Genomic DNA, 21,057 nt, shown 5'->3' with positions numbered 1-21,057 from the left:
TCCAACCGCCGTCCTGAGAAAATTGAGCGATTAAGCAGATAATTCAGCAGCGGCCAACTTTTTAACCCCCGCTAGAATTATTTCTAATTCAGCGATGATTTTCGTAGCGCCCTCCAAATCGTTGGATTCGGCCAGAGTTTGAAGCTGAGCAGCCATCTGGGGCATTAACCGCACCGCCGCCGTAGCGCTGACACCTTTAATTTGATGCGCGCGGCGGGCCAGTGTCTCCAAGTCTCCCGAGGCGATCGCACTTTTAGCAGATTCTAAATAACTGCTAGTATCCACCACAAAAGCTTGCAATATTTCCCGCTCAAAATCTAAATCAGTGCCCGCAATTTCGTGCAAGCGTGCCATATCAACTACGCATTCTAGATCCGAAGCAGAGTTTTGGACTTGCTCACCCTTAAACTGAGGAATTTCAACTTTTAACTGTACCGACCAATTTTCTAGTACAGATTTTAACTTTTCGATGGAAATAGGTTTGCTAATATAATCATCCATACCCGCCGCCAGACACTTTTCCCGATCGCCCTTCAAAGCATTTGCCGTCATCGCAATCACCACCGTCTTGCGATCGGGCTCCCTCGAACCAGCAGCAGTGCCTGTCGCTTCCATGCGGCGCAATTCCAGCGTAGCTTCGTAACCGTCCAAAATCGGCATCTGACAGTCCATCAGCACAATGTCATACTTTTTGATAGCCAGCATCGATAGCGCCTCAGCGCCGTTATTTGCCACATCCGCCGCACATCCCAAAACCTTGAGTTGATTCAGACCAACTTTTTGATTGATCGGAGTATCTTCAACTAACAAAATCTTTAAGCTAGCTAACTCCCGGTTGTCAATAGAGGAGTCTGGATTTGTCGTTGGATTTGCCAGCCGCGAGTCAACCACTGCACCCGGGGCGATCGCATTTACCAAGCACTCAAACAGCCGGTGAGCTTTCACAGGTTTAGTTAAATAACCGCTAAAACCAATATCTACCAAACGTTTAGCCTCCGATGTCTGAGTAATTGAAGTCAGCACCACCCAATGCGTCTGCTGCATTGCCGGCTCAGCAATCATCAAACGTTCCAGACTTCCCGCCACCATTTCCGGCAACTGAATATCAACCAAAACAATATCGTAAGGGGATTTTATGCTGACAGCTTTGTACAGAGATGCGATCGCCATCCAACCATTCTCAACCTCATCAACTTCCATCCCCCACAAAACAGCCATTCTCAGCAGCACTTTTCGCACTGTGGGCTTGTCGCTAGCAACTAACATTTTCTGCCCCGCCAGCACCGTTTGCAAATTCACTGAGCACGCTGTCCCAGCCCCAGTTAAATTTTCCTTAAGTGCCGGCACAGTAAACCAAAAAGTCGAGCCTTTACCGGGGGTACTTTCCACACCAATTTTACCCCCTAGCAGCTCCACCAACTGCTTAGAAATAGCCAGACCCAAACCTGTTCCACCGTACTTTCTCGTAGTAGAAGCATCAACTTGAGTAAAAGATTGAAACAGCTTTTTTTGGTCTTCGGCAGCAATCCCAATCCCTGTATCTGTGACCTTGAACAGTAGGAATAGCGAGCGATTGATTCCTAGTTTTAATGGTTGGATATTCTCTAATTTTTTCTGGTCGTCGCTGGCTGCCAATATCCCAGGAATCCTGCCAGTTGAAACCTCAATTACTATTTCTCCTGCTTCCGTGAACTTAATCGCATTGTTAATTAAATTAGTGAGGATTTGCCGCAATCGTGCTGCATCCCCTTTAATTTGCAGCGGCACGTCGGTATCAATCAGCGCCACCAATTCTATACCTTTAGTTTGTGCGGGAGTTGCCAACAAATCCAGCACTTCATCCAGACAGATACTGAGGTCAAATTCGATGGTTTCTAAGCGCATTTCTCCAGCTTCCAGTTTGGAAAGGTCAAGAATATCGTTAATGATGGACAGCAAATTTTGACCGCTGAGTTTCAGCGTCTGCACAAAGTCTAGCTGTTCGGGAGTAAGATTTGTTTTCAGCAGCAAATCTGTCATCCCCATCACTCCATTCATCGGAGTGCGGATTTCGTGACTCATATTTGCTAAAAATAGTGACTTCATTCGAGACGCTTCCAAAGCGGCTTCTCGGGCTTGCTGCGCTTGCTCAAACAGAGTAGATTGCTGAATGGCGATCGCCAACTGCACGCTCAACCTTCCCAGCAAATCCACCTCAGAATCAGTCCAAGCGCGCGGGGCACTGCACTGGTGGGCAACCAGCAACCCCCACAACCGATTTTGACGCTTGTCCAAACTCTCGATCTGCGACTTAATTCTAGGAGTTTCTGGCGAATATTCTATTGCTAATTCCTGACTTTCGTCGCCGATAAAAATTGGTACAACTAAATTAGCCCTTACCTGCAATTTCACCAGTAAATCTCGGTGAATCTGGCTCAAATTAGCATTATAAATATCTTCAACTGCTTGAATCTTGCCAGCCCGGTACATCGCTTTGTAACTTTCCCCAAAAGATTTTTCCTGAAGTTTTCTGCCCAGCATAGGCATCCAATCAGATCCTACAGATTCGACAACCACAATCCCTGTGTCATCGGAATCAAAACGATAAATTACCGTGCGATCGGTTGCCAGTAATTGCCGTACCTCTTGTACAGCCGTGCTCAGAGTTTGAGTGAGGTTGAGAGACTGTCGCACTCGCTGGGCGATCGCCGAAACTAGCCGTTCCTGTTCTGCCTGTTCCAGCAGCATTCTTTCAGCTTGCTTGCGTTCTGTGACATCGCGAATTACCGCAGCAAAGCACAGCGGTTCGCTGGTTTGAGGGTGCTTGACCAGAAAAGCATTCATCACAACATCAATGTGTTTTCCAGTACGCAAGTGCTGCATTTTACCTTCTCCTTGCCACTGACCCTGACTGATAATTTTTGGCAAAATCTCTTGACTAAATTCCTGTTTAAAAGTTTCGCCGATATAATCCCATATTTCCGTATAAAGCAATTCCGAAATATTCTCTATTCCCACCAGTTTTCGTCCGGCTTCATTAACAAACAGCGTTTGCCCTTCGAGAGTAGCCATACCAATAAAATCGCTGCTATTTTCAATCAGCGACACAAATTTTTGTCGTTCTTCTTCACCTTTTTTGCGTTCAGTAATATCGCGCTTAACGCAGACGTGACAAATTATATCGCCGCTGTTGTTAATCACAGAGTATGCCGCCACCTCGATCGCCAGCGTGCGACCTTTTTTAGTAAAGTTAGTAATTTCGCCCCGAAAAGTTCCAGTTTTCGCTAAACTTTTGGAAATCGCAGAAAAGCGTTCCCCCGCCACCAGCGGCGGCGTTTCTATTTCTAATTCGGCGTCTGTATATTCTAATAGCGATTGGTGAGCGCGATTTTGTTCCAGGAAAAACCCATCAGCATCGATAATCACCATCGCATCGTTGGAGTTTAAAAATATTTCTCGGTAAAGTTTGAGTTTTTCCTCAGCTTGCTTGCGTTCGGTGATATCCCTTTTGACGCTGACGTAACAAACTACTTCCCCAGCATCATTGAGAACCGCAAAAGCCGAAAGTTCCACCTCAACTATTCCCCCTTGCAAATCCTTAACACAGGTCATTTCGCCTCGGTAACTCCCTGTTGCGACCAAGATTTGCAGCACCGATGCAAATGTCTCTTCTCCCGTATGAATTGCAGGGGTTTTACCCCACAATTTTGATTCACTGTAACCCAGCAAAGCCGTGTGAGCTTGATTTGTTTCCAAATAATAGCCTTGCGGGTCTAAAATGGCGATCGCATCGTTAGACTTTAAAAATATTTCTTGATAAAGTTGCAGTTTTAACTCAGCTTGTTTGCGATCGCTAATATCCGTGAACAAGCCATAATAAACTATCTCTCCCGATCCTTGCATTTCCGGTTGTGCAGCCCCTTGAATCCATTTAAGTTTTCCAGAGGGAGTGATAATTCTGCCTTCCCACCGCCAAGGCTGCAAATTTTCCGCAGCCAGCCTTACCGAGTTCCGAAAATCATCTCTATCTTCGGGATGAATCATGTCAACAATTGCACGAATATCCTGCTGAGCCACCTCCGGTTCTATTTCATACAATTCTCGGCAGCCCGCGCTCACAAACGAGAAGGCTATCGAGCCATCTAGATGCAAGTCAACTTGATATACCGTACCGGGTACGCTAGCAGTAATTTTTTGCAGTTTGGCTTGGCTTTGATTCCGGGCTTCATCTGTCGCCTGCAATTGAGCAATCTCCCGAGAAATACCCAAAATCCCAAATATACTGCCATCCGCATCGCGCAGGGGCAGTTTTTGCGTGTCAAAGACCTGCTGTTTGCCACCTGCACAGGCGATCGCCTGGTAGGGATTGCGAACCGTCTCCCCCCCCAGCACAGCTCGATCGTCCTCGCGAATGCCTCTAATTGAGCCGTGGCGATCGCCAAATACTGCTGGTTCTGAGAAACCTAATTCGATATCATCTTTGCCAATAATTTCTTCAACCTTTTTCCCCAAATATGCAGCAAAACTTTGATTGACAAAAATGTATCTAAAATTTCGATCTTTCGCAAAAACTCTATCCGGCGCACCGTCCATTAAAGCCCGCAACAATAGCTCTTGGCTTGACCCATCTAGAGCAAAATTATTTTGAACAGTTCCCTTGACATCCGTCTGTTTAGCTGCTAAATTAGTTAACGATTTAACACAAATTTGAGCGACAGTGTGGAGCAAACAAAGGTGTTCAAAATTAAAAGCAGTTCCCTGCTCTGCACCGATGAAAAATACTCCCAACAATTCTTCACTGTCCTCCGGGTTAGCCGGTGCCATCAACACCGACTTAAACTGAGCAATTGGCCCGCCAGCGATGTTGTACGCCCAGTCTCGACTTCCGGCCAGCCATTGGGTGCGAGTAGCTTGCAAGCAGGCTGCTATTTCAGATTTGACCGATTCAGTTAACGGGTGTAAGTGTTGCAGGTAGATGCGATCGTCCGGTAGAGTTAAAAGTGCGTTAGCGAAGCCCTCGAAGAGGATCGTCTCAGCAGGAATCAGGCGCCCGAGATGTGCCAGACAAGCAGACCAAATTTCATCAGCAACCGCAGCAAGTTGTACATTCTCCGTAAGTTCGTTGAGAACTTGCAGTTCCAAGGTACGCTGGCGGACTTTGGCCTTGAGGCTGGCGGCTAGGATTTGCATAGTGCTCACCACACTGGTTTCCTTATATTATAATTATTCATCTTCAAAGTTTTTTAAACAATCATCTTAAAATACATCCGGCAAAAAGACAACTTTTTTATATTTATATAACTTTTAATTGCTAAAAAACCAAAAGCGCGATCGGGAGCGAAGCGACACCGCAAGGCACCTGCTTCGCTCCAGCAGCGAGGTTTAAAGGCGAAATTATCCCATTAAAATCACGTTATCGATCACGTGAATGACACCGTTGTCAGCTTCGATATCGGCCGCGACAACAGTAGCATTCTTCACCTCAAAACCGTCTGAACAATCAATTTTAATCGGCGAACCTTCTAAGGAAGTAACAAAACCGAGTTTTGCCAAATCTGCCTTCATAAACTTGCCGGAGACGACGTGAAACATCAAAATCCTGCTCAGTTGGGGGACATTCTGCACTAGGGTTGTGATAGTTCCCGGTGGCAATTTCGCAAAAGCATCGTCAGTAGGTGCAAAGACAGTGAAAGGGCCCGGACTTTTGAGCGCATCTACTAAATTAGCTACTTGCACCGCCGTTACCAGGGTTTGGAACGAACCCGCACCTACGGCAATATCAACAATATCAGGCATTTGGTTCTACCTCGTTTGGCAAAAAAGTTCTATTAAGTATCGTAAACTGATGCGTGCAACAATACCTACTGTATTTGTTGAAAATTTTGTAATTCGTTTGATCGTTCGGACTTCAGTCCTCTCTTTTTTTGCGGACTGAAGTCCTCACTACGAACCTAATAATGGTTATTTTACACATAAAATTACTAACCAATTTGCACTTTAACGGCGCGATACTTTGAAATTGCTACAAGACTGCTTGCGGTTGGGATACCAAGATCTCTGTTGCTAAATCTGCTATTTCAGAATTTAGGTTTTCTTCCTTGTAAATGCTGAAACTGCCGTACAAAATTGAAATTTCAAAAATGTCTGTAGTAATTACAGCAGGCTTGCGGTGTTCCGGTTCGCCCAAAGAAATTCCTAAAAATTCTGCTTCAAGTTCGCCAACTTCCTCTTCATCGTGTACAGTCCACCCGATATCGCGACAGTCCTTAAATGCCAGAACATAAGGCAATCTTTCTTCTGGATTGTAGACGCATTCGATCGATACCTCGTTTCCCCACGAAGAGACCTTGACATTGGTAATTAAAGATGTAAAACCACCCAAACCAAGTAAGTTATAGTCATCCTTCCAATCATTCATTTAATTTTTCTCCCGTATTGTGAGTACCTGGAATGAAATTGCCAAATTCGTCTCGCGTTCGCAATAAATGACCATCTCGATCGAGACGGAAACCTTTGTTGATATTTCTGCCGTCTGAGGCATATTTCGGTGCTGGCGTTCTAATCACTTCACCGTTAGGACGGATCGCGAGTGTTGACTTATCCAGAAATTTATATGCAACATAGCCATCTCTAGTAGTTCTGATTTCTGCACCCAGTCCACGCAAAAAGTCATCGACTTCTTGGCGAGTCATTCCGGTTAAGTCTCCAAATTCCGATGCAGTTCCATTTCATCCAACTCCCTAGTTCAACTTTGACTACGCGGTTCTTTTCCGCTTCCGCTTTAGGCAAAGTCAGGTTTAAAACCCCATTTTTGTACTCAGCTTGTACGCTGTCATTTTGAACTCGTGCAGGTAGGGGAATCACCCGGCGGAAGGAACCGTAAGCTTCCATGCCCGGAATTTCTAACTTAAGGTGGATGGCTTCAGGAGTATTTTAGATTTTAGAGGCGACCCCACGGATAAATTCGGGGGAAGAGAGGATTTTAGATTTTCGATTTGGGATTGATTCCACGGATAAATCACGTGGCGGATACCACCTGTGAAATTCTTGGTCATCGAGTTCGGCGGCCGGTACAAAAGCCACACCGTTAGATGCGCGATCGGTTGCCGGAGTTAAGCTATCAAACAACCGATTCATTTCTCGCTGCAAGGAGTCCATTTCCCGCAAAGGTTCCCAACGAATAAGTGCCATAATTGATACCTCAAATCTCTTAAGTTTCTAAAGGTTGAGAAACACTTGATTCAACCTGTATCTAATATATTTAAGATCCAGAAACTGTGGGATGCGGTTTTCTGGAATTTGCCGATCGCATTTCCGAACATTTGCGATGGTTAATGCTGAGCCAGCCCAACAATTTTAGATTTTAGATTTTAGATTTTAGCAGTGACTCGACTGATGAATCTGGTAGCTGGAACTGAACTCTCTCATTTTGGCTCTCCACGACTCCTGTGGGAAAGCAAGTATCCGTTTTTAGGCGAAGTCAGTCGATTTAAGATTTGACTCCACTGCTGAATCAAAGGACGAGGAAATTCCATCTAGAATTTTTCGCAGCAGGCGGCGCGATTCAAGCGCAGCGCAACCCAACAATTTGAGATTTTAGATGCGCGATCGAGAATTCCCCACCTAAAATCTCAAATCCCAGATTTCAAATAGAAACACCATTAACCCCACCGTGAATGCTGATAAGAAGCGTAGGTATCAAACAAAGCACCCACTAAACTAAAAGCTAGACCAATCACCAAAAATCCCTGGAGAGGACAGCCGCTGCCGAAAGTGGCTAAAAACTGCAAAATCTGGTCTTCTCCAGAACGACCGACTGCTTGCAAAGCAGGCACAAGACCGATCAACGAAAAGCTAGTCAATCCCGCGCCGATTAACAATAAGGGAGCGACAAAGCTCAAGAGGCCCGTCAGCAGTAAAGAGCGAAGAAAATTAGGAAATATGCTCATAAGAGTCAGTAAATTCAGCTAAACTGCCGAAAGGTGCAAGTAAAATAAACTTGTCCTTTTCTACGATAGGCAGCGATCGCCCTCAGTGGCCAATTCTGTCAGAAATCTTAAATCTTAGAGAAGAAACTTGTTTAAGATTTGTAGATAGATTTCATTTTTGCAGTTGTTCTACAGTCAAAGTCCCTTGAGCACAACTACACCATCAAGCCTCAGTTTGTGGAGTCAGCGGTTACTGGCAGCCATTTTATTGGGCGGCCAAGTCATGCTGCACTTGCTAACTCGCAAAATTAACCGTCGCAACACCCTTGACCAAATGGCAGCAGTTGGCCCGGAATCGCTGCTGATTTCTTTGCTGACTGCGGGTTTTGTCGGCATGGTATTTACGGTTCAGGTAGCCAGGGAGTTTATTAACCTCGGTGCCGGTAATGTCGTCGGTGGCGTTTTGGCTTTGTCTTTGACTCGCGAACTCGGCCCGGTGTTAACAGCCGTAATCGTTACGGGACGGGTTGGTTCGGCTTTTGCTGCGGAAATTGGCACGATGCAAGTCACAGAGCAGATAGATGCCATGCTGATGCTCAGAACAGACCCGATCGACTATTTAGTAATTCCCCGCGTTTTAGCTTGCTGCTTGATGCTGCCAATTCTGACAATATTGTCCCTCGTCACGGGCATCGCCGGCGGGATGCTGATTGCGACGACAATGTACGGCATCTCTCAAAATGTGTTTTTAGAATCAGTCCGCCATTTCCTGAGTCTGTGGGACATTTGCAGCGCTGGTATTAAGGCTTTTGTGTTCGGTGGTTTGATTGCTGTCATCGGCACTAGCTGGGGTTTGACGACTACCGGCGGCGCCAAAGGCGTCGGCCAATCGACTACCACAGCGGTGGTGACGGCTTTGCTGGCTATTTTTATTGTTAACTTTTTCCTGACTTGGCTGATGTTTCAGGGTACTGGCTCTAGCGTACTCAAAGGCTTGTAAGCTAGGAAATGGATAAAATATAAATAATTGGCAACATTACTTTACTACCCCCTGATTTAAACCCGTGACTACAACTACCTCTGGGACTGCGCCCACAGATACGATCGAACTTGCACCGAGTTATGCGATTCCCCTAGTGCTGGTACTGGCCTCTGTACCGCTGCTGTTCGTGCAGAAGTGGGTGAGTTTGCCGCTTTCGGTGTTCGGCTTGTTTCTGATGTACCAAGCCGCCACTATCCGGCTACAGTTTACTCCAACGGATTTGGACATTTATCGATCGCAAAACTTAATCCGCCGCTTTCCTTACCGACAATGGCAAAATTGGCGGATATTTTGGCCTGCTGTGCCGATTTTGTTCTATTTCAAAGAAATTAACAGCATTCACTTTCTGCCGGTTCTGTTCGATCGTAAAATGCTACAGACCTGCTTAGAACAGCGCTGTCCCCGTCAAGACTAAACAAGTTGTTAATTTTAAATTTTTAACTTCTTCTGTGCCCCACGCCGAACAAATTTCCTATGAATTCAGACGAATCTCCCACCCAAAAACCGCAATCGCAACCAGCCGCTGATGGCGAACCAAATTTGCCCGTGAATGAGACGGAAAACCAATTGCCATCTCAAATACGGAAATTGTCGATCGCCCAAAACGATCTCACATCGCAAATTCCTCCCGAAATAGACCCCTGGGACGAGGAAAACCCCCAAATCACCCCTGTGGTGGACGAAGCGGGCGCGATTGCCCAAAGTTCGCCAGAAACTGAGGATAGCGAATCTGAAAGTGCGATCGATCGAATCGAACCCGAAACAGACTCCCAGCCAACAGCAACCGCAGAAACGGTAACGCCCGTACCAGAAAATGTTACCGAAAGTTTGGCAAATAGAGTCAAAGCATTGCAACAGCAAGAACAAGATTTGACCGCCAGAATTGCCACCTTGGAAGCTGACAAAGCTAAGGCGTTAGAAGCATTGGGCGAGGCTCAAGCATCGATCGGGCGTTTGGTACAAGACGGCTTGATACAGCTAGATCATCGCAAACAAGCGCTGCAAATTGAAGTAGAAAAACTCGAACGCAGGCGCGATCGAATTCAAAAGGAAATGCGAACTACTTTCGCCGGAGTTTCCCAAGATTTAGCAATCAGAGTTCAAGGTTTCAAAGACTATCTAGTCGGCAGTTTGCAGGATTTAGCAGCTACCGCCGAACTCTTAGATATGACGCCGCCGGTGCAAGAAACTTCCAAGCAAATCTCTGTTGAGGAGTCTCAATCCTCTTCCCCCGTAAATCCCAGATTTGCTGAACAAGGATTTCAAGAACAAGCCAAACAAATTCGCCGCACCCTAGACCAATATCGCACTCTCCCCGACTATTACGGCCCGCCTTGGCAACTCCGGCGCACTTTTGAGCCCATCCACGCCGAACGAGTTTCTAACTGGTTTTTCACCCAAGGAGGAAGGGGTGCATTGCGAACAATGGGTTCGCGGTTGCAAAATATCTTGATTAGTTCGACGATTATTTCTGTACTCAGAAGCGTCTACGGCCCACGGGTGCGGACATTGGTGCTCGCGAACAGTCCCGAACGTTTGGGTGAGTGGCGCCGGGGTTTGCAGGATTGTTTGGGGATTACTCGCACCGATTTTGGCCCGGAAGGTGGCATTATTATGTTTGAGTCTGCGGAGGCTTTGGCCCAAAAAGCCGATCGACTCGTGAGAGATGGTAAGTTGCCTTTAATTGTGATAGACGAAACAGAAGATTTAATCAGTTTGTCGATGCTGCAATTTCCGCTGTGGTTGGCCTTTGCTTCCGATCCGCAAACTTTAACGACTTCTAAGGATTTTTAAAGAAGGAAGAAGGAAGAAGGAAGAAGGAAGAAGGAAGAAAAGACATCTTCAGAAATTAGTTTTAATTTCTTGCTATCCAATAACTAAAAATTAATTTAGGGAGATGTCAGAGGGCGGGAGATTAAAGAATAATCGTTAAGTTTGTAGTGAGGACTTTAGTCCTCAAAAGTAATGAAAGAGGGAATTTATTATGGGTGTGTGGTTGAGTTTAAATGCAGCATTGTTAATCGCAGCTTACTTGCTGGGTTCGATTCCAACTGGGTACGCTTTGGGTAAATGGATGCTGGGGATTGATATTCGGGAAGTAGGTTCTGGTTCGACGGGGGCGACTAATGTACTCAGGACTTTGGGGAAGGGGCCGGGGTTGGCGGTGTTGCTGGTTGATGTGTTGAAGGGCGTAAGTGCGATCGCTCTGATCCGCTACATCTACTCTCTAGAGTTTACCAGTCAGCTCGCGATCGGCGCCCATTTAGAAAATACAGCAACAGTCATTCCTTGGATGGCAACTTTAGCGGGTTTATTTGCAGTTTTGGGCCACAGCAAATCAATCTGGCTGGGATTTACCGGCGGCAAATCTGTGGCGACGAGTTTGGGAGTTTTGCTCGGTTTGTACTGGCCAGTTGGGTTGGGAACTTTCGGAATTTTTGGAATAGTTTTTGCGGTGTCGCGAATTGTTTCTTTGAGTTCGATTGTCGGATCAATTAGCGTAGCTGGATTGATGTTTGTGTTAAATCAGCCGCTAGCTTATGTATTGTTTGGACTGGCGGGCGGCGTATTTGTAATCGTGCGGCACCGCAGCAATATTCAGCGTCTGTTGAACGGTACTGAACCGAAAATTGGACAGAAATTGGAAACAGCAGCTAGCGAGTAATTAGACCAGAGTGCGATCGCTTTTTATATCGTTTCTGCTGTCATAGGAATAATATCATTCCGAATGCAGTGTGAGCTTAATATAGCCTTTCTCAAATAAATGAGGTATGCCCAATCCCTCCGCTTCGCTTCGCCCAATCCCTCCGCTTCGCCCTATTTGGTCAATGCCCATACCCTATGAGCACCGCACTGTTACTTAGAAAGGCTATATCTCGCGGCTGTCATCCTCGCGAGCGAGGAGAATCGCACTGTGGTATAATTCCCTAGTTAGCGGATTAGATATCAATTAGTCCCCATAACAGACCGTAATTCCAGCACAAATCCGGGCAAAATATCTTCCCCTGAGAGCGTAACAGGAGACTGCAATATTTCTATTTCTCGATCGCTCCTATAAATCTCCACACTCCGGGTTTGCGGGTCAATCAACCACCCCAAACAAGCGCCATTTTCCCGATATTCCTGCATTTTTTCTCGCGTTTCTTTGATAGAATCAGTAGGAGAGCGCAATTCCACAACAAAATCAGGACACAGTGGGGGAAATTTTCTTCTTTCCTCAGCAGTTAAAGCTTCCCACCTTTCGCGTTTTACCCAAGAAGCATCGGGAGAGCGATTACCACCATTTGGCAGTTTAAAGCAAGTAGAAGAATCAAAAGCAATTCCTAAATTTGGATTTCGGCGACTCCAGGATTGCAGTTGATAGGATAAATCCATATTGCGATTTCCCGTTTCTCCTCCCGTCGGTGGAACCATCAGCAGTTCTCCTTTGGCATTTCGTTCAAATTTATAATCGCGGTGATGTTGGCACAGTTCGTAAAACTGATCGTCTGTTAACTCGATCCACGGACTTAAATCTAATTTTAAAGTCATCATGGCATTAACACCTATTTCCCTAATTCTTGAGAGCGCAAACAAGCTGCTTTCACTGCTTCGATCGCGGCAGAACGAAAGCCACTGCTCTCTAATTTAGCAATTCCGGCAATAGTTGTGCCGCCGGGACTTGTCACCCGATCTTTCAATTCTGCTGGGTGCATCCCCGTTTCTTGCAATAGCTTCGCTGTACCGAATACTGTTTGGATGGCTAATTGGGAGGCGATCGCCCGCGGCAGTCCAGCACAAACTCCGCCATCTGTCAAGGCTTCGATAAAAATCGCCACATAACCAGGGCCGGAACCCGAAAGCCCTGTCACCGCATCCAGCATACTTTCGGGCACTTCGACCACTTCTCCCACAGCCTCAAAGATCCGCTTTACCAATTCTAAATCGGCTGGTTGCACAAGTTTTCCTGGGGCGATCGCACTCATTCCCGCGCCTACCGTTGCCGGAGTATTTGGCATCACCCGCAGCACTACTCGCCCCGGAAACGCTGCTTCGAGCTTGCTCAGGGGAACTCCTGCCAAAATCGACACGATCGCAGCTTCTGGCTGAGAATTAGCTGTTTCTCCATTATTTGCTTGTTGGCGATCGATCCCCACGGCCAATTCCAAAGCTACTTTCTCAAAAATTTGCGGTTTAATCGCCAAAAACAGCACTTCTGTAGCGGTAGCAACTTCTAGATTGCTGGCTGTTGTTCCAATTCCGTAGGTTGCCGTCAAAAATTCGCGCCGTTGCGGTTGCGGATCGCTCACCAATATTTCTGATGGTAAATAAACTTTTTGTGCTATTAAGCGGGATAAGAGAGCTTCTCCCATTACTCCGCCGCCGATCGTACCAAATTTTATCATAGTTATTGGTTATTGGTTATTGGTTATTGGTTATTGGTTATTGGTTATTAGTTATTAGTTATTAGTTATTGGTTATTGGTTATTGGTTATTAGTTATTAGTTATTAGTTATTGGTTATTAGTTATTAGTTATTAGTTAACAGTGCGTTGTTTGTAGGATGCGTCACTTTCGACTATCTAAAACTTCCATTTCTCATCTGGTAGCGACGCACCTTACTATACTGGTTTTTTGAATGAATTTCTGTCAACAACTTTTGGAGTCAACTGTCAACAGCCAACAGCTTTCGGAATCAACTGTCAACTGTCAACTGTCAACTGACTACTGAGCCATTTGAGCTTGTTCAGCCGGCCAGACTGTCGGTGCGGGAGCAGCCGCAGCAGGGCGCGGGCGGCCTTGAGCTGGGGGCACTTCGTGAACCACACCAGACTGAGTTCTTACTTGCACGCAGCTAGGCGTAAACAAGAAAATGCTTTCGCCAATACGCTCTTGATGACCGTCAAGGGCATAAGTACCGCCCGCCACAAAGTCCACAGCTCTTTGCGCTTGGTCTGGATCCATCACCGTTAGGTTCAAAACAACAGATTTGCGTTCTTTAAGAGCTCGAATTGCTGCCGGCATCTCTTCAAAAGTGCGCGGCTCCATTACTACTACTTCCGAAATCCCGTTCATAGATCCAGGCATTCCAATCACGTTATTCATTACTGATCCTACTCCCCCGGTTGGTGCAACAACATCTGTACCTGTCGATCCTACTACTGACCGCTCCCGCATTCTGCGATTTTGGCGGCGTTCTTCTTCTGCTGCGGCGACAGCAGCAGCAGAAGTGGAAGTGGCGGAGTTTGGTTCAGGCTGTTGGTAGGCGTTCGCAAAGCGCTCGCTTTCGGTTTCGTCGTACTCGTAATCGTATTCAGGCTCATTGTTGAAGCCTACAAAATCTCGTAGCTTAGAAAAAATGTTCACCATTTAAGCTCCTTCACGACTGTGCTGCCCCGACTATACTCGCGTTGCGGGTTAGCCGCGGGTCGTTAACTACTGCTACACAAAACTTAGCTAAACTTTCTCAAGTCTCACTATTCAATCAAGATTGCTCTTGAAGGGTTTGCTTCCTGCTTCACCCAAGGGAGTCGGCTCGCAACTTGTCCACAGGCGTAAATTCGGATGTAGCCCATCCTAATCCAAAAAACAATTCTAGCGGTCGCTTCTCAAAAAGGTGAGGTATGACTGACAGGTTATATAACCACTGAAACCAAGAGGGCCCAAGCCCAACAACGTACCTCATCTTTCTGAGAACCGCTATATATCAATTCTAGACTTATCTTTTCCAGTAAGCTTTGATTAAGTTTAGGTAACTATTTCGCCCTGTAAGTTAACCTCTATATTTAACCTAAGTTGTGCTTATCAGAAGATTTGAACAATTTATCCCCTCCTAGAGCCAAATAAGGTTTGTCCTAGCCGTACCATAGTAGCACCTGCTTGAATTGCCAAATGATAATCTCCCGACATCCCCATGGAGAGCTGCTGCATTTGAATGTTTGGCAAATTTTGCTGCTGGATTTTGTCAGCAAGTTCGCGGGTGCTGTTAAACAATTCTAGGATTTGCGAGTCATCTAATCCCACCGGAGGTATTGTCATCAAACCTTGAATTTTGATATGCTGACATTTATTGAGTTCACAGAGGTCGGCAAGAAGTTCGGGGACGCTCCACCCGTATTTGTCGGGATCTGGCAATATTTTCACTTGCAGGCAGACTTGCGGGGAGCAGGACATTTCGCCAGCTATGCGCGAAAGCCTCTGAGCCAGTTTTAAGTTGTCGATAGAGTGAATCCACTGGAAATGCTCTAGGGCCTTTGCTGCTTTGTTGGCTTGCAAGTGGCCGATCAAGTGCCAGTTGATATCCGGCAAATCTTGCAGTTGGCTTTGTTTTTCGGCAGTCTCTTGAACCTTGCTCTCGCCAAAATCTCGGATGCCCGCGTCGTAGGCTTGGCGGATAGCATCAGTCGGTACCTGTTTGGTAACGGCAATTAACCGCACTGATTCTGGCAAGTGTTGGCGAATGCTGTTAATTCGAGAGGCAATGGTCATGGGTACTCAACGCTCTTGACAGTAGGGCAGGACAATTAAGACAGATATCAATTACCAAGTTACCAATTACCAATTACCGATTACCGATTACCGATTACCAATTACCGATTACCAATTACCGATTGCCAATTACCGATTTTGGCTATTGAAAGGTGCGCTGGTGAATGACCTGCAATTGGTCGTACTCCTGATATTGACCGCTGCGACGGAGGGTTCGCAGGCGAATTTCGACCATGAGGCGAGCGTCGGAGCGACTGATAGGATCGAATCTGAGGCCGCCAGGGCCGTTGGTTACTAAGAAAAATAGGCGCTGGGCGTATAGGGTGGTAAATAATTCTTGGCTGTCTTCAACCTGGGATACCCTGAAGAGGAGGCCAAAGTTTGGATGATTCAGGTAGGTTTCGGTAGTCATTCACTCTCACAATCGATCGATATTAGATTAAAGATTTAGATTTTAGATTTGAGTTTCGCTCGATCGCGGGGTGCAAAGGGCGATCGCGGTAGCCATGCTATAGTCTCCATCGTGACTGAGGCTCAACTGCCACTGACAATTTCCCCAAACAGAGGCTTGTGCTGCGGCGGTTCCGTGCAGTTGCACGTTAGGAGCACCGTTTTCGGAGCGCTGAATTTCGACATCAGCATACCGTATTCCCCGCCATCCCGTGCCTAGAGCTTTGACAACAGCTTCCTTTGCTGCCCATCGCCCCGCTAGTTGGTTGCAGGAAACTCGGTTCATTTTACCTTTAATGCTGCTGTCTTGAGAATTTAGTTGTCCGCAGTCTCTTTGTTCGGCCGGGGTGTAAACTTTTTCCAGGAAGCGATCGCCAAACCGGTCTAATACAGCTTGAATGCGCGGAACATATACTATATCTGTCCCAAGATAGATGTTCAAGGTCTTGGATCTCTAAATATTTGCATCCATTACTTTAGCAGCACTGTGGAATCATTGATTCCCAATTCCCAATTCCCAATTCCCAATTCCCAATTCCCAATTCCCAATTCCCAATTCCCAATTCTCAACTGTCCCAACCCCAAACCAAGCGGGCGCTCCAGAGGGCGAGCAAGCAGCCGAGGGCGATCCAGTCTCGGATTTTTAAATGTAACTGGTGCCATTCTACGCGGTGTCGATCGGGACTGGTGAAGCCGCGAACTTTCATCGCGCTAGCTATTTGTTCGGCTCGCAACAGCAAGTTTTCTAACAGCCTCTCGGCGATCGTCAACCAAACTTGAGAGGCACGGCGAAATCCGAGTTTTTTCCAGTTTATCGCTCTAGTGCTGACCGATCGCACTAAATTTTGTATTTCTTCCAATACTAGGGGAATAAACCGCAAAGATAACGTTAATGTTAGGGCAATTTCGGTGACAGGCCAGCGCAAGCGGCGCAGCGGCTGCATTAAGTTTTCGATGGCGGCGGTGATTTCTTCGCTGGCTGTGGTGAGGAGATAGAGGTTGGTGCTGTAAATTACTGTGAAAAATAGGGTGCTGACGTTGATAGCTAAATCTAAGGATTTGCGGGTGATTTTAACGGGGCCTTGTTTGAATAAAACGTAACTGTAGTTTGTGGGTTGGGGGAGTTTATTTTGGGTTTGAACTTGAGGATTTTGGGTTGGAGAGTTTGAGCCTAAGTTAAAAGGTTTGTACCAGGGTTTGGGATTCTGAGCGGGTGGAAGGGTTGCGGGTTGTTGGGAAAAGGTTAATTCGTCGGCGGGGATGCGGGGCTGATGTTCTGAGGGAAGTGCGTCGGGGGCGATCGCGCTGAGGCAAAATACTAAAAGGCAGAATAGCAGCAGCAGTCCCATTTGCTGTTTCCAGACACGGAAGGGAATGGCTGCGCTTAGTGTCAGTACGATTAACATTACTACTAGCATCAACCGCCAAACTGGATTGGCGAGTATGGGCGCAATTAGAAATGTCATCAACCAGGCTAGTTTGACGCGGGAGTCTAGCCGGTGCAGCCAAGTTACGGGTTGTTCTAGATAAAGTCCAATAGGAAGCGATCGCAGTAAATCCATGTTGTAGATTTTAGATTTTAGATTTTTAAGAATATCAATTTATTGAACCGCGAAGACGCTAAGGACGCGAAGGAAGAGAACGAAGGAAGAGAAAAGAAAAAAACGCAATTTGCTTATATCATTAAACTGCGTTTTTTCTTTAATCTCAAGTCTGGAATTACTTCACGCGCAGTGCTCTGTTTGTGGTGCTGACTTCGCTGGCGCGAACTTTTTTGCCTCTCCACAGCAGCCGCATTGGTGTACCTGTAAAGCCGAGGTGTTTGCGGAATTGGCTTTCCATGTAGCGGCGGTAGTTTTCGGTGAATCGTTTGGGATCGTTGACGAATAGCGCGATTGTCGGTGGTTGCGATCGCACTTGAGTACCGTAATAGATTTTGCCTTGTTTTCCTTGGCGGGTAACTGGTGCTGAGTGCCAGGTTGTGGCTTCTTCTATGACTTCGTTGATGACGGCGGTAGCAACGCGACGCTTGTGTTCGTCGGAGGCTTTGTCTACTAATTCAATCACTTTTTCAACTCGCTGTCCGCTCATGGCGCTGACAAAGATCATTTCTGCCCAGTCGAGGAAATACAGTTTAGTTCTTGCTGTTTTTTCGTACTCGTAGATGGTGTCGTTGTCCTTTTCTATGGCATCCCATTTGTTGATGACGATGATGCAGGCTCGACCTTCTTGGCTGATGCGATCGGCTAATTTTTGATCTTGGTCGGTAACGCCGTCAATTGCATCTATTACTAGCAGTATGACATCTGCCCGGCGGATGGCTTTGAAAGCGCGGTTGATTCCGAAAAATTCGGCGCCGTATTCGACGTTTTTCTTTTTACGAATTCCGGCTGTGTCGATCAGGCGGTAGGTTTGACCGTTGCGTTCTACTATGGTGTCAATTGCGTCGCGGGTTGTGCCAGAAATTGGGCTGACGATGGCGCGGTTTTCTCCGAGAAATGCGTTTAGCAAACTCGATTTGCCGACGTTGGGACGACCGATAATTGCTACTTTGATTTCATCTACTTCTGGCTCTACTTCTGTGGGAAGGTAAGTCATTAATTGGTCTAGCAATTCACCGGTACCGTTACCGTGAATCCCGGAAATGGGGTAAGGTTCTCCCAGTCCCAATGTCCAAAAGTCTGCTGCTTGGGTGAGTCCGGTATTTTCCGATTCGCACTTGTTGACGGCGAGAATGACGGGGACTTTTTGCACTCGCAGCCAAGAGGCGATGGATTCGTCGCCGCCGGTGAGTCCGGTTTTTCCGTCTACTACAAAAATGGCCGCACTGGCTTCTGCAAGCGCCGCCATTGCTTGTTCGCGGATTAATGGCAGAAATTCGGTCTCGTCATCGAATACTAGCCCGCCGGTGTCTACGACTTGATATTCGCGATCGCCCCAGTATGCTGGTCTGTACGTGCGATCGCGCGTAATTCCCGGTTCGTCGTGGACGATCGCGTCTTGGCTGTTGGCTAAACGGTTGACGATCGTCGATTTGCCTACATTGGGGCGTCCAATAATAGCAACTATAGGTAGAGGCATAAAAGTAGCAGCAATTTAGGCTGCGCCGTAATTTTGAGCTTTAATCTTTAAGTATAAGGGAATGTGACTGAAATGGAAAGACTTATTTCTGTGTTGGGGTTAGGGGTTTTTGTCGGTTTGTGCTACGCCTTTTCAGTCGATCGACGGGCTGTTAAGTGGCCGCCCGTACTGTGGGGAATTGCTTTGCAGCTAATTTTTGCAATTTTGATTCTCAAAACTGCTCCGGGTTTGGCGGCATTTAAATTTTTGGGAGATTTAGTCACTCAATTTCTGAATTTTTCTGATGCTGGGGCAAAGTTTGTATTTGGTGATAAATTTACCGACCACTATATCGCTTTTAAAGTGCTGCCCACTATTATCTTTTTCTCTTCGTTTATCACCCTACTTTATCACTACGGGATTTTGCAGCGGGTGGTGCAGGCAGTTGCTTGGTGCATGATTAAAACCATGAAAACTTCCGGTGCAGAAACTCTTTCCTGTGCTGCCAATATTTTTGTCGGACAAACAGAAGCGCCACTATTAATTAAACCCTATGTAGCGACGATGACTCTCTCGGAACTGCACGCTGTGATGACGGGGGGTTTTGCGACAATTGCTGGCGGAGTCATGGCGGCTTATATTTCTTTTGGTGTGTCTCCTCAACATTTAATTGCTGCGTCGGTGATGTCGGCACCGGCTGCTTTGGCTATTTCTAAATTGCTGTACCCAGAAACTGAAAAGTCCCTGACTGCTGGCGAGGTAGAAATTAAGGTGGAACAGGTTTATGCTAATGCCGTGGATGCGGCGGCTTCTGGTGCTAGCGACGGTTTGAAGTTAGCCGCAAATGTGGCGGCAATGCTGATAGCTTTTTTGGGTTTGTTAGCATTTTTTAATGCACTTTTGGGTTGGTTTGGCGGGCTGATTAGTTTGCCTCAGTTGTCGCTGGAATGGATTTTTTCTTATTTGATGGCTCCCGTGGCTTGGCTGATGGGCGTGCCTTGGGCGGATTGTGGAAAAATAGGAGTTATTTTGGGGAAGAAGACGATTTTAAATGAGTTTATTGCTTATTTGGATTTGATGGAATTGGTGAAGCAACAGGCGATTTCGGAACGATCGGTAATTATTGCGACTTATGCTTTGTGCGGCTTTTCTAATATTGGTTCCATCGGGATTCAAATTGGGGGGATTGGTGGGATGGCGCCATCCCGCAAAGGCGATTTGGCTCGGTTGGGCGTGAGGGCGATGATTGCTGGTTCTGTGGCTTGTTTCATGACTGCTTGTATTGCGGGAATGCTCGTTTAAAAGTTTTGAGTTTTGTAAGGTGCGCCACAAGCACCCAACTCTCTACTCTCAAGGTTATTAAATAAAAGTTAAAATTTGACAATTAAAGTATGGTAAATGTTTAATAAAATATAACGAAAAACATCTAACTTTAGCGATCGGCTATTATGGAAAACAAGCAGGAATTTAGTCTGTAACAACAGTATATAGAAACTGGCAACTAAATTCTCTTCTAAGCGAAATTAATAGGTGATGTAATATGGCTGTTCTGCAACTAGAAAACGGTAGGACATATACCGATATCGAGGCGATCGCCAGCCAACTGGCTGTTTTAAATATTGAGCTCGATCGCCTGCCAAATCAGGAAAATCCTGCGGTTAAAAAAATTCTACTGCAAGACATTCTCAATGTCACAGAAAAACAGCACATTCTCGCAGCATTTAAAACCGAGTTTGAATACTTCAAGCGCGCCAGCGGCTGTCAGTGGTGCGACTTAAAAGTGCTGCATCCGGGTTCGCCACAGATTTACCCGCTGATGACTCAAAGCGATCGCACTCACACTCACGCAGATGCCGAAGTTCTGCATGTTTTAGCTGGGGAATGTGTTTTTGGGTTTGTCTATCCTAACGGCTCTCAGGTACAATTAATGTTGCAAGCTGAAGAATATATTAAAGTGCCTCCTAATACAGAACATTGGTTTTATCTTACTCCGTTGCTGTACTTGAAAGCTGTGCAGTATTACACCACTGCTCAAGGGTGGGTTCCTCAGTATACTAATAGGAAGTTGAAAATTACCAACTAGATCGAACCTTTGTATGTTGTTGCGCTTCAGCGCTTTTTCATAGATATA

At 46.3% G+C, this 21,057-nt stretch carries 19 protein-coding genes and 1 pseudogene; 6 read left to right on the top strand and 14 right to left on the bottom strand.

Annotated features, from left to right (window positions below; all coding sequences use genetic code 11):
• Nucleotides 1-30: 30 nt before the first annotated feature.
• From JGK11_RS23800 to JGK11_RS23775, 6 genes and pseudogenes are all read right to left on the bottom strand, one after another.
• Nucleotides 31-5,169 carry a PAS domain S-box protein gene (locus JGK11_RS23800; protein ID WP_293213117.1) on the bottom strand — a complete coding sequence of 1,713 codons (5,139 nt, stop codon included), beginning with the start codon at nucleotides 5,167-5,169 and terminating at the stop codon, nucleotides 31-33.
• Nucleotides 5,170-5,373: 204 nt separating this feature from the next.
• Nucleotides 5,374-5,775: a fasciclin domain-containing protein gene (locus JGK11_RS23795; RefSeq protein WP_194011615.1), complete on the bottom strand. Its 402-nt coding sequence runs from the start codon at nucleotides 5,773-5,775 to the stop codon at nucleotides 5,374-5,376.
• Between the two features lie 226 nt (nucleotides 5,776-6,001).
• On the bottom strand, nucleotides 6,002-6,397 hold the full coding sequence (locus JGK11_RS23790) for a hypothetical protein (protein WP_293186996.1): 396 nt from the start codon (nucleotides 6,395-6,397) through the stop codon (nucleotides 6,002-6,004).
• A complete protein-coding gene (locus tag JGK11_RS23785) occupies nucleotides 6,390-6,671 on the bottom strand; it encodes a hypothetical protein (RefSeq protein WP_293186997.1) in 282 nt (93 codons plus the stop codon). Before JGK11_RS23785 ends, JGK11_RS23790 begins: the two co-directional genes overlap by 8 nt.
• Nucleotides 6,672-6,717: 46 nt before the next feature.
• A pseudogene (locus tag JGK11_RS23780) lies at nucleotides 6,718-7,170 on the bottom strand (Hsp20/alpha crystallin family protein); the annotation flags it as partial.
• A gap of 470 nt (nucleotides 7,171-7,640) precedes the next feature.
• Nucleotides 7,641-7,928: a hypothetical protein gene (locus JGK11_RS23775; RefSeq protein WP_293186998.1), complete on the bottom strand. Its 288-nt coding sequence runs from the start codon at nucleotides 7,926-7,928 to the stop codon at nucleotides 7,641-7,643.
• A 184-nt stretch (nucleotides 7,929-8,112) separates the two neighbouring features.
• Between JGK11_RS23775 and JGK11_RS23770 the strand changes: the two genes are divergently transcribed.
• The 4 genes from JGK11_RS23770 (at nucleotide 8,113) to plsY (ending at nucleotide 11,614) form a co-directional block, all read left to right on the top strand.
• Entirely contained in the window at nucleotides 8,113-8,907 is a 795-nt protein-coding gene (locus JGK11_RS23770) for an MlaE family lipid ABC transporter permease subunit (protein WP_293186999.1), read from the top strand.
• Nucleotides 8,908-8,971: 64 nt separating this feature from the next.
• The gene (locus JGK11_RS23765; RefSeq protein WP_293187000.1) at nucleotides 8,972-9,364 is read left to right on the top strand and encodes a DUF3119 family protein; all 393 of its coding nucleotides are present in this window, start codon (nucleotides 8,972-8,974) and stop codon (nucleotides 9,362-9,364) included.
• A 59-nt stretch (nucleotides 9,365-9,423) separates the two neighbouring features.
• Entirely contained in the window at nucleotides 9,424-10,743 is a 1,320-nt protein-coding gene (locus JGK11_RS23760) for a DUF3086 domain-containing protein (protein ID WP_293187001.1), read from the top strand.
• Between the two features lie 190 nt (nucleotides 10,744-10,933).
• On the top strand, nucleotides 10,934-11,614 hold the full coding sequence (gene plsY / locus JGK11_RS23755) for a glycerol-3-phosphate 1-O-acyltransferase PlsY (protein ID WP_293187002.1): 681 nt from the start codon (nucleotides 10,934-10,936) through the stop codon (nucleotides 11,612-11,614).
• 281 nt (nucleotides 11,615-11,895) lie between these two features.
• Here plsY and JGK11_RS23750 read toward each other — a convergent pair whose 3' ends face one another.
• From JGK11_RS23750 to der, 8 genes are all read right to left on the bottom strand, one after another.
• Entirely contained in the window at nucleotides 11,896-12,483 is a 588-nt protein-coding gene (locus JGK11_RS23750; RefSeq protein WP_293187003.1) for a Uma2 family endonuclease, read from the bottom strand.
• 11 nt (nucleotides 12,484-12,494) lie between these two features.
• A complete protein-coding gene (proC, locus tag JGK11_RS23745; RefSeq protein WP_293187006.1) occupies nucleotides 12,495-13,340 on the bottom strand; it encodes a pyrroline-5-carboxylate reductase in 846 nt (281 codons plus the stop codon).
• A 312-nt stretch (nucleotides 13,341-13,652) separates the two neighbouring features.
• Nucleotides 13,653-14,297 carry a cell division protein SepF gene (locus JGK11_RS23740; RefSeq protein ID WP_293187004.1) on the bottom strand — a complete coding sequence of 215 codons (645 nt, stop codon included), beginning with the start codon at nucleotides 14,295-14,297 and terminating at the stop codon, nucleotides 13,653-13,655.
• Nucleotides 14,298-14,750: 453 nt separating this feature from the next.
• Complete coding sequence (locus tag JGK11_RS23735) at nucleotides 14,751-15,416, bottom strand: YggS family pyridoxal phosphate-dependent enzyme (RefSeq protein ID WP_293185591.1); 666 nt, start codon at nucleotides 15,414-15,416, stop codon at nucleotides 14,751-14,753.
• A 142-nt stretch (nucleotides 15,417-15,558) separates the two neighbouring features.
• A complete protein-coding gene (pipX, locus tag JGK11_RS23730; RefSeq protein WP_293185590.1) occupies nucleotides 15,559-15,828 on the bottom strand; it encodes a transcriptional coactivator PipX in 270 nt (89 codons plus the stop codon).
• Between the two features lie 42 nt (nucleotides 15,829-15,870).
• Entirely contained in the window at nucleotides 15,871-16,308 is a 438-nt protein-coding gene (gene acpS / locus JGK11_RS23725) for a holo-ACP synthase (protein ID WP_293185589.1), read from the bottom strand.
• A gap of 124 nt (nucleotides 16,309-16,432) precedes the next feature.
• Entirely contained in the window at nucleotides 16,433-17,428 is a 996-nt protein-coding gene (locus JGK11_RS23720; protein ID WP_293213101.1) for an energy-coupling factor transporter transmembrane protein EcfT, read from the bottom strand.
• 157 nt (nucleotides 17,429-17,585) lie between these two features.
• Nucleotides 17,586-18,947 (bottom strand): ribosome biogenesis GTPase Der, encoded by a 1,362-nt coding sequence (der, locus tag JGK11_RS23715; protein ID WP_293185585.1) that lies wholly within the window; start codon nucleotides 18,945-18,947, stop codon nucleotides 17,586-17,588.
• Between the two features lie 72 nt (nucleotides 18,948-19,019).
• On the opposite strand from der, the gene JGK11_RS23710 reads away from it, so the two are divergent.
• Together JGK11_RS23710 and JGK11_RS23705 are read left to right on the top strand one after the other, a co-directional pair.
• Nucleotides 19,020-20,228 carry a NupC/NupG family nucleoside CNT transporter gene (locus JGK11_RS23710; protein WP_293193218.1) on the top strand — a complete coding sequence of 403 codons (1,209 nt, stop codon included), beginning with the start codon at nucleotides 19,020-19,022 and terminating at the stop codon, nucleotides 20,226-20,228.
• A 238-nt stretch (nucleotides 20,229-20,466) separates the two neighbouring features.
• Entirely contained in the window at nucleotides 20,467-21,009 is a 543-nt protein-coding gene (locus JGK11_RS23705; protein WP_293185582.1) for an acireductone dioxygenase, read from the top strand.
• Nucleotides 21,010-21,057 lie beyond the last annotated feature (48 nt).

It is taken from the genome of Microcoleus sp. PH2017_34_RAT_O_A (assembly GCF_020737885.1).
Taxonomy (GTDB): Bacteria; Cyanobacteriota; Cyanobacteriia; order Cyanobacteriales; family Microcoleaceae; genus Microcoleus.
The sequence above is the reverse complement of the archived record's forward strand: the minus strand, read 5'-3'. Positions and strand labels throughout refer to the sequence as shown.

Bases quoted from the DNA above. Each gene is read 5' to 3' on its own strand.
- JGK11_RS23800 (WP_293213117.1), bottom strand. From the start codon at position 5,169: ATGCAAATCCTAGCCGCCAGCCTCAAGGCCAAAGTCCGCCAGCGTACC.
- JGK11_RS23795 (WP_194011615.1), bottom strand. From the start codon at position 5,775: ATGCCTGATATTGTTGATATTGCCGTAGGTGCGGGTTCGTTCCAAACC.
- JGK11_RS23790 (WP_293186996.1), bottom strand. From the start codon at position 6,397: ATGAATGATTGGAAGGATGACTATAACTTACTTGGTTTGGGTGGTTTT.
- JGK11_RS23785 (WP_293186997.1), bottom strand. From the start codon at position 6,671: ATGACTCGCCAAGAAGTCGATGACTTTTTGCGTGGACTGGGTGCAGAA.
- JGK11_RS23775 (WP_293186998.1), bottom strand. From the start codon at position 7,928: ATGAGCATATTTCCTAATTTTCTTCGCTCTTTACTGCTGACGGGCCTC.
- JGK11_RS23760 (WP_293187001.1), top strand. From the start codon at position 9,424: ATGAATTCAGACGAATCTCCCACCCAAAAACCGCAATCGCAACCAGCC.
- plsY (WP_293187002.1), top strand. From the start codon at position 10,934: ATGGGTGTGTGGTTGAGTTTAAATGCAGCATTGTTAATCGCAGCTTAC.
- JGK11_RS23750 (WP_293187003.1), bottom strand. From the start codon at position 12,483: ATGATGACTTTAAAATTAGATTTAAGTCCGTGGATCGAGTTAACAGAC.
- JGK11_RS23740 (WP_293187004.1), bottom strand. From the start codon at position 14,297: ATGGTGAACATTTTTTCTAAGCTACGAGATTTTGTAGGCTTCAACAAT.
- JGK11_RS23735 (WP_293185591.1), bottom strand. From the start codon at position 15,416: ATGACCATTGCCTCTCGAATTAACAGCATTCGCCAACACTTGCCAGAA.
- pipX (WP_293185590.1), bottom strand. From the start codon at position 15,828: ATGACTACCGAAACCTACCTGAATCATCCAAACTTTGGCCTCCTCTTC.
- JGK11_RS23720 (WP_293213101.1), bottom strand. From the start codon at position 17,428: ATGGATTTACTGCGATCGCTTCCTATTGGACTTTATCTAGAACAACCC.
- der (WP_293185585.1), bottom strand. From the start codon at position 18,947: ATGCCTCTACCTATAGTTGCTATTATTGGACGCCCCAATGTAGGCAAA.
- JGK11_RS23710 (WP_293193218.1), top strand. From the start codon at position 19,020: ATGGAAAGACTTATTTCTGTGTTGGGGTTAGGGGTTTTTGTCGGTTTG.
- JGK11_RS23705 (WP_293185582.1), top strand. From the start codon at position 20,467: ATGGCTGTTCTGCAACTAGAAAACGGTAGGACATATACCGATATCGAG.